Here is a 7,242-nt window from a genome sequence, read left to right on the forward strand (position 1 = left end):
TTAAACAATAAACAAATTAGATGGAGCGCCGTATGAGGTGAAAGTCTCACGTACGGTGTGGAGTGGGGGAAAAGGTAGAGATAACTTCAAATCCTTACCTATCACTAACAATAAGCTTGTTCTAATTTAGCGTGTACGAACTTACAATAATAATAGACAGGCAGCATAGAGGAGGGAATAGCGTGAGGAAGGTTATCGGTTGGTCGCTTTTTTTGTACGTTGGATTTGCGTTACTTATATATTGGTATTTATTTGGATGGAATCATGAACTTATTCCGGACATGTATAAGGGAACGAGTGCAGATCCAGAAACGTTTATGAGTACGAGAGAGCTTACGCTAAGCCAAGATTATTCGCGCGTGAAAAATTTACTATACTTTTTAGCGACGCCTCTTGAATGGATTATTTTATTATTTGTACTTGTGCTAGGTATTTCAAGAAAGTTTGAGAAATGGTCGAAGGAAACGACTAAAATAAGTGTTTTGCAAGTTGCGATTTATTTCTTTTATTTATCATTACTGACAACAGTGCTTGCCTTACCGATGCAATGGATTGGCCGGAAAGTGTCCGTTGATTACGGCATTTCAACACAAAGTACACAAAGCTGGATAAAAGATCATGTTATCGGTTTTTGGGAAAGTTATGCGACTATGTTAATCGTAGTTACCGTTCTATTATGGCTTATCCGTAAATTTCCGAAGAGATGGTGGCTCGCAGGATGGGCGCTCTCTGTTCCATTTACAATCTTTTTAACATTCATACAGCCTGTCGTTATTGATCCACTGTATAACGACTTCTCGACGCTGAAAAATAAAGAATTAGAAACGAAAATTTTAGCGATAGCAGACAAAGCGGACATTCCTGCTAAACACGTATATGAAGTAAATATGTCAGAAAAAACGAATGCATTAAATGCTTACGTAACAGGAATTGGCCCTAACGCCCGTATTGTAATGTGGGATACAACACTTAAGCAGTTAAAAGATAAAGAGATTTTATTTATCATGGCCCATGAAATGGGGCATTATGTTATGAAGCATATATATTTTGGCGTTGCAAGTTATGTATTGCTATCGTTTATAGGTATGTTTTTAATTAGTCGTATTATAAATATGTGTATTCGCAAATGGGGAGATACATTGCAAATTTCAAAAGTAGCATGTTTCTCCATTTTACCTTTATTTTTCTTAATTTCTTCTGTCCTCTCTTTTGCAGCACAACCAGCAACAAACTACGTTTCACGTATAGAAGAAAGAGCGGCAGATCAATATGCTTTAAATATGACGAAGGATGGGAAATCTGGTGTGAAAACTTTTCAATATTTATCAAAAACAAGTTTAAGCCAAGTAAATCCGCCTGCGTTAGTAAAATTTTTCTTATACACGCACCCACCAATTTTTGAAAGAATTCATACGTTTGAACAATATGAGAAACAAAGCAAAAAGGAGTAGCATGATAGCTACTTCTTTTTTTATAGAGATATAAGTTTCATATTGGGAATATTTATCATTGCTTTTTATTGTGATTTTGTAAATAATAAGCTATAAAATTCTAAAAATCTATATATAAAGGAATAAAGGTGGAAAAATGTATTTTTTACAAAATTTAAAAGTGAAATATAAATTATTGTCGCTTATTTCATTAGCAGTTTTAGGTATGGTAATTATAAGCAGTGTAGCAATTAGTTCTATTAATAAGATTAAGCATGATACAGAGGTTGTAGTAGATGATTATCAATATTCTGCAATTTTATTAGAAGGAATGCTTCGTACACAAAATTCACTAGAATATAACCTACTAGAATTAATTACGGTATCACAAAATGAAGTGGCAAATAAAGAGGGAATAATTGATAATATTGAAAAGGATCTTAAAAAATATGATTCTTTATTAAAAGAATATGATGATGGTTTTAATTTAAGTAAGCAAGAGGATGAACTGTTTCAGAAGATGAAGAAATCTTTGCCAAGTTATAAAGATACATATAAAAAATTATTTGAAAAGGCAAAGGCAACAAACGAGCCACAAATGGTAAATGAATTTCAGAAGGAATTAAAACCGAAGGGAATAGAGTTAGCCGGTTATGCAGTGGATCTAGAATCGTATGTTTCAAATTTAGCTGACCAAGTATTTAAAGATTCTCAAAAAATGATTGATCGTTCCGTTATTACCTTTATCATACTTGTAGTAGTTACTACAATCGTTATATGTATAGTAAGTTATATTATTAGCAAGCTTATAGTTGCTCCTTTACAAACGGTTAGTCGTATGATGGAAAGAGCGAAAGAAGGAGATTTAACCGTACATGGTGATTATAATGCTAAAGATGAATTAGGTGTATTAGTAAGTAATTTTAACGAGATGATTGCAGGGCTAAGAACAAATATGCAAGAAGTAGAGAATAATATTCAGCTTTTATTTCAACATGCAGACGGAGTAGTATCTGCATCAGAAGTATCTAGTAGTGCAGCAAAGAAAATCACTATGGATATTGAAGAAGTTGCAAATGGTGCAGAGAGTCAAATGCAAGCAATGGAACAAACTGCGGGTGCGATGGAAGAGTTGACACAAGGAATGCAGAGTATAGTCAATACATCGTCCTCTGTAAATGAATTATCTGCTCAATCAGCATTAGATGCAGAGAATGGTAACAAATTAATGAAACAAATGATTCAACAGATGGATACAATCCAAAATTCGGTACATAGTGGTGTGAAACAAGTAGAGACTATGAAAGAACAATCAGAAGAAATTGTTAAAATCATTGATGTTATGCAAGGTATTACCTCCCAGATTAACTTATTAGCATTAAACGCCGCAATTGAGGCTGCACGTGCTGGTGAAAGTGGTAGAGGATTTGCAATTGTGGCAGATGAAGTGCGGAAATTAGCAGAACAATCTAGTGATTCTGCAAAACAAATTGAGAATCTTATTACTCAAGTTATGGGAACAACGAACCATACGGTACATATGATGGGGAAGGTAGATAATGAGGTACAGGCAGGTACACAAGTAGTAATGCATACCGAAAAAGTATTTGGAACAATTACAGAAAAAGTACAACAAGTATCTGAGCAAATTCAAACGGTATCTATGTCTACAGATGAAATTGCAGCGAGTAGTGAGGAAATCTCGGCTTCTGCAGAAGACATGGCTCAAATTTCCCAAAGATCATCTGACCGAACTGATAGGGTAAAAGAGTCTATTCAACAGCAAGAAAAATCTGTTCAAGAGATTTCGGTTTCAATTGAACATATGCATAACGCAGCAGGAAAACTAAAACAAATAGTTGCCCAATTTACTCTTCAAAAGTAGTAGCATATTTGAGTGTTAATAAATATAAAAAATCATCCTCTTTTAAGAAAAAAGGATGATTTTTTTATCCCGCTATTTGCTGGGCAGTAAGACCTCCACCTCAAAATTCAGCGAAAGCGAGTTATCAGTGAAGGGGAATGCTACCTCTGAAATATAAACCATGAATATAGTAGCCTCCACTAGGTATCTCCTTTAGGTGCCAATAAAGGGAAGTTATAAAGTGAAAAGGAGTTTATAAAGAGATTGTAGAATGTTTTAGTATATAACACCTTAGATGTGACAACTTCCTTTTTGAAAAAGAAAGAAGGGAGTATAAAGCAGAAAGGTAGTGGAAATATTTCTTCTAGAAGATTTACATTTTATCTTACATTCACCAAAAAATAATACTCCTGAAACAATGAAGTTCATTTTATTTGAATGAAATAGGGAGAGAGGACAATGAAGAAAAAAATATTGGGTGTAATGATGATTGCGACAATGGCAGGAGGTATATTTGCAGGGACGAATGTGACGCCTGTAAAAGCAGAAGAGTATCCACAAATGATTGTGTTTGAAGATGTTCCATACGGATTTTGGGCATATGATGCTATTATGGACTTAGCATATCATAAAATTATATTAGGGTATGGAAACGGGAAGTATGGTGTTGGCGATCTTATAACACGTGAACAAGTAGCTGGGACTATTTACAGAACACTTGAGATAAAAGAAGAAGGGCCAGTAGCGAATCCATATAAAGATGTTTCTGATAGTACAACAACTTTTAAAAAGGAAATTTTGGCGTTAACAAAACGTGGTGTTTTTTCAGGGGATGGCCAAGGGAATTTTAGGCCGAAAGCACCAATCTCTAGAGCGGAAATGTCTGTCATTTTAAAACGAGCATTTAATTTTGAAACGAAACAAAAACATACATTTAAAGATATTCCAAAAGGCCACTGGGCAGAAGATGCAATTAGTGCGTTACAATCTAATAATGTTGTGAGAGGAACTGGGAATGACATGTATGAATTAAATCGCCCTGTACCTAGAGAACAATATGCTCAGTTTATTAATAATGCGATTATTAATTATCATTTGAAAGAGGATTGGAAGTAGAGTGAAATATGAAAGCACAAATAGAAATATTTGTGCTTTTTTGTTTGTTTAAAAAAGAATTATTATTCTCATTTATGTATTTTTATGGTTATACACAAGCTTTATAATCAACCCGATGAAAAAGACATGATGTGTAATATGATTCACAAAACCGTCACGAAATGTGTCGAAAAATATATTGTCACTATACCATTTATTCTGTATATTTTTAAAAAAACATATACATATTGGGGAGATAATTTGATGAGCAAAAAATTATTAAAAACAGCTACAGCATTAACAATTATGGGTGGGGTGTTATTCTCAGCAGAGAGTAACAGTGTAAAAGCGGAAAGTGCACCGTTGCAAAAAACAAATACAATTGTATTTAAAGATGTACCAAAAGGGCATTGGGCATATGAGGCAATTCATGAATTAGCGGAACAAGAAATTATTTTAGGATATGGCGATGGAATATTCGGTTTTGGGGATAATGTAACACGTGAGCAAGTTGCAGCTTTAATTTACCGTGTGTTTGATATGGAAGAACAAGATGAATATGAAAACCCATATGGAGATATTGATGAAAATTCAACAAGCTTTATCGAGGAGATATTGGCTTTAACGGAAATGGGAATTTTCCAGGGAGACGAGAATGGAAACTTTAGACCGAAGGCGACGTTAACGCGTGCAGAAATGGCACAAGTTCTTACGAATGCTTTTGACTTACAGGCAAAGGGATCTCATAACTTTAATGATGTTTCAGCAAATTCATGGGCAACGAATGCAATTAGTGCAGTACAAACAAATGGTATTACAATAGGAATCGGAGAAGGTAAATTCGGTCCGTCTATGAAGGTAACGAGAGAACAATACGCACAGTTTTTACATAGAGCAATATTGCATGATATGGAACAAGGGCAGTAATAAAGTTTAACTAGTCAAAGTGAAATTTAAAAATAATACAAAAAGGTCGTTGTTGTATAACAGCGGCCTTTTTTGTATGAAATAAAGCGCGAAAGAATGGCGTTTTGAAAAAAAAATGAAATGAATTTTCAAAAAAAACTTCCTTTTCTGAAGATTTGTTATATAATATAAAACATAAAATCAAATCTGTTATAAAACAGTTTAAGAAGGGGATGCTAATATGTCGACGCAAACTTCACGGGTTACACTGCCCGGAGAAATGTTACCAGCGTACAACGAAATATTGACACCTGAGGTGCTTAGTTTTTTGAAGGAACTACATGAGAATTTTAATGAGCGCCGCATAGAACTTTTACAAAAACGTGTAGAAAAACAAAAGAGAATTGATGCAGGGGAGTTTCCGAAGTTTCTAGAAGAAACAAAACATATACGTGAAGCGGATTGGACAATTGCCAAGCTGCCAAAAGACTTAGAGGATCGCCGCGTAGAGATTACTGGACCGGTAGATAGAAAGATGGTCATTAACGCTTTAAATTCAGGAGCGCATCTTTTTATGGCGGATTTTGAAGATTCGAATTCACCAACTTGGGAAAACGCAGTTGAAGGGCAAATCAATTTACGAGATGCAGTAAAGGGAACGATTTCACATAAAAATGATAAAGGGAAAGAATATAGATTAAATGAGAAAACAGCTGTACTCATTGTACGTCCAAGAGGATGGCATTTAGAGGAAAAGCATATGCAAGTTGATGGGAAAAATATGTCGGGTAGTTTAGTAGATTTCGGCTTGTATTTTTTCCATAATGCGAAAGCTCTTTTAGCAAAAGGGAGCGGCCCATACTTTTACTTACCGAAAATGGAAAGTTATTTAGAAGCGAGATTATGGAATGATGTATTCGTATTTGCTCAAAAATATATCGGCATTCCAAATGGAACGATTAAATCAACTGTGTTACTAGAAACGATTCACGCTTCGTTTGAAATGGATGAAATTTTATATGAGCTAAAAGATCATTCTGCTGGCTTAAATTGCGGAAGATGGGATTATATTTTTAGCTTTTTAAAGAGTTTCCGTAATCATAATAAATTCTTACTACCAGATAGAGCACAAGTCACGATGACGGCGCCATTTATGCGTTCGTATTCTTTGAAAGTAATTCAAACATGTCACCGCCGTAATGCACCAGCAATTGGAGGAATGGCGGCACAAATTCCGATTAAAAATAATCCAGAAGCAAATGAAGCAGCTTTTGAAAAAGTGCGTGCTGATAAGGAACGCGAAGCTTTAGACGGTCATGACGGGACTTGGGTCGCCCACCCTGGACTTGTACCGGTTGCAATGGAAGTGTTTAATCACATTATGAAAACACCAAATCAAATTTTTAGAAAACGTGAAGAAATATGTGTAACAGAAAACGATTTACTAGAGGTACCGGTGGGAACGATTACAGAAGAGGGCCTTCGCATGAATATTAGCGTAGGTATTCAATATATTGCATCTTGGTTAAGCGGACGGGGAGCAGCACCCATTTATAACTTAATGGAAGATGCGGCAACAGCTGAAATTTCAAGAGCACAAGTATGGCAATGGATTCGTCATGAAGGTGGAAAACTAAATGATGGTCGTAATATTACGCTTGAATTAATGGAAGAGCTAAAAGAAGAAGAATTAGCAAAAATAGAAAGAGAGATTGGTAAGGAAGCCTTTAAGAAAGGGAGATTCCAAGAGGCGACAACGTTGTTTACAAATCTCGTTCGAAATGATGAATTCGTACCATTTTTAACATTACCGGGTTATGAAATTTTATAAAAAACGAAAAGACCTGCGGTAGTATGTCAACTGAAAAATAATATCTTTTGAAGTTATCAAAGGACAAATTGCTTAAAAAAGACATCACGAAACTAGACCAGTATTTTATGTAAAAT

The 7,242-nt window shown here is 35.0% G+C and carries 5 protein-coding genes and 1 pseudogene; all 6 read left to right on the top strand.

The features are described 5' to 3' along the window. Positions 1-182: 182 nt before the first annotated feature. The 6 genes and pseudogenes from MR168_RS31505 (at position 183) to aceB (ending at position 7,126) form a co-directional block, all read left to right on the top strand. Positions 183-1,451: a M48 family metallopeptidase gene (locus tag MR168_RS31505; protein WP_001233329.1), complete on the top strand. Its 1,269-nt coding sequence runs from the start codon at positions 183-185 to the stop codon at positions 1,449-1,451. Positions 1,452-1,587: 136 nt separating this feature from the next. Then, a pseudogene (locus tag MR168_RS34020) lies at positions 1,588-2,367 on the top strand (MCP four helix bundle domain-containing protein); the annotation flags it as partial. A gap of 156 nt (positions 2,368-2,523) precedes the next feature. Next, positions 2,524-3,315: a methyl-accepting chemotaxis protein gene (locus tag MR168_RS34025; RefSeq protein WP_406940645.1), complete on the top strand. Its 792-nt coding sequence runs from the start codon at positions 2,524-2,526 to the stop codon at positions 3,313-3,315. Between the two features lie 438 nt (positions 3,316-3,753). Further along, positions 3,754-4,410, top strand: a complete 657-nt coding sequence (locus tag MR168_RS31515) for an S-layer homology domain-containing protein (RefSeq protein ID WP_140159368.1) — start codon at positions 3,754-3,756, stop codon at positions 4,408-4,410. A 138-nt stretch (positions 4,411-4,548) separates the two neighbouring features. Next, positions 4,549-5,316, top strand: coding sequence for an S-layer homology domain-containing protein (locus MR168_RS31520; protein ID WP_139304517.1), 768 nt, complete (start codon positions 4,549-4,551; stop codon positions 5,314-5,316). A 220-nt stretch (positions 5,317-5,536) separates the two neighbouring features. Further along, entirely contained in the window at positions 5,537-7,126 is a 1,590-nt protein-coding gene (gene aceB, locus MR168_RS31525) for a malate synthase A (RefSeq protein WP_086411905.1), read from the top strand. Positions 7,127-7,242 lie beyond the last annotated feature (116 nt).

The sequence above is a fragment of the Bacillus cereus group sp. BfR-BA-01356 genome (assembly GCF_022663635.1).
GTDB lineage: Bacteria > Bacillota > Bacilli > Bacillales > Bacillaceae_G > Bacillus_A > Bacillus_A cereus.

What these genes read in the sequence shown, in the direction of transcription:
- MR168_RS34025 (WP_406940645.1), top strand. Translation starts at nt 2,524, where the DNA reads ATGCAAGCAATGGAACAAACTGCGGGTGCGATGGAAGAGTTGACACAA.
- MR168_RS31515 (WP_140159368.1), top strand. Translation starts at nt 3,754, where the DNA reads ATGAAGAAAAAAATATTGGGTGTAATGATGATTGCGACAATGGCAGGA.
- aceB (WP_086411905.1), top strand. Translation starts at nt 5,537, where the DNA reads ATGTCGACGCAAACTTCACGGGTTACACTGCCCGGAGAAATGTTACCA.
- MR168_RS31520 (WP_139304517.1), top strand. Translation starts at nt 4,549, where the DNA reads ATGATTCACAAAACCGTCACGAAATGTGTCGAAAAATATATTGTCACT.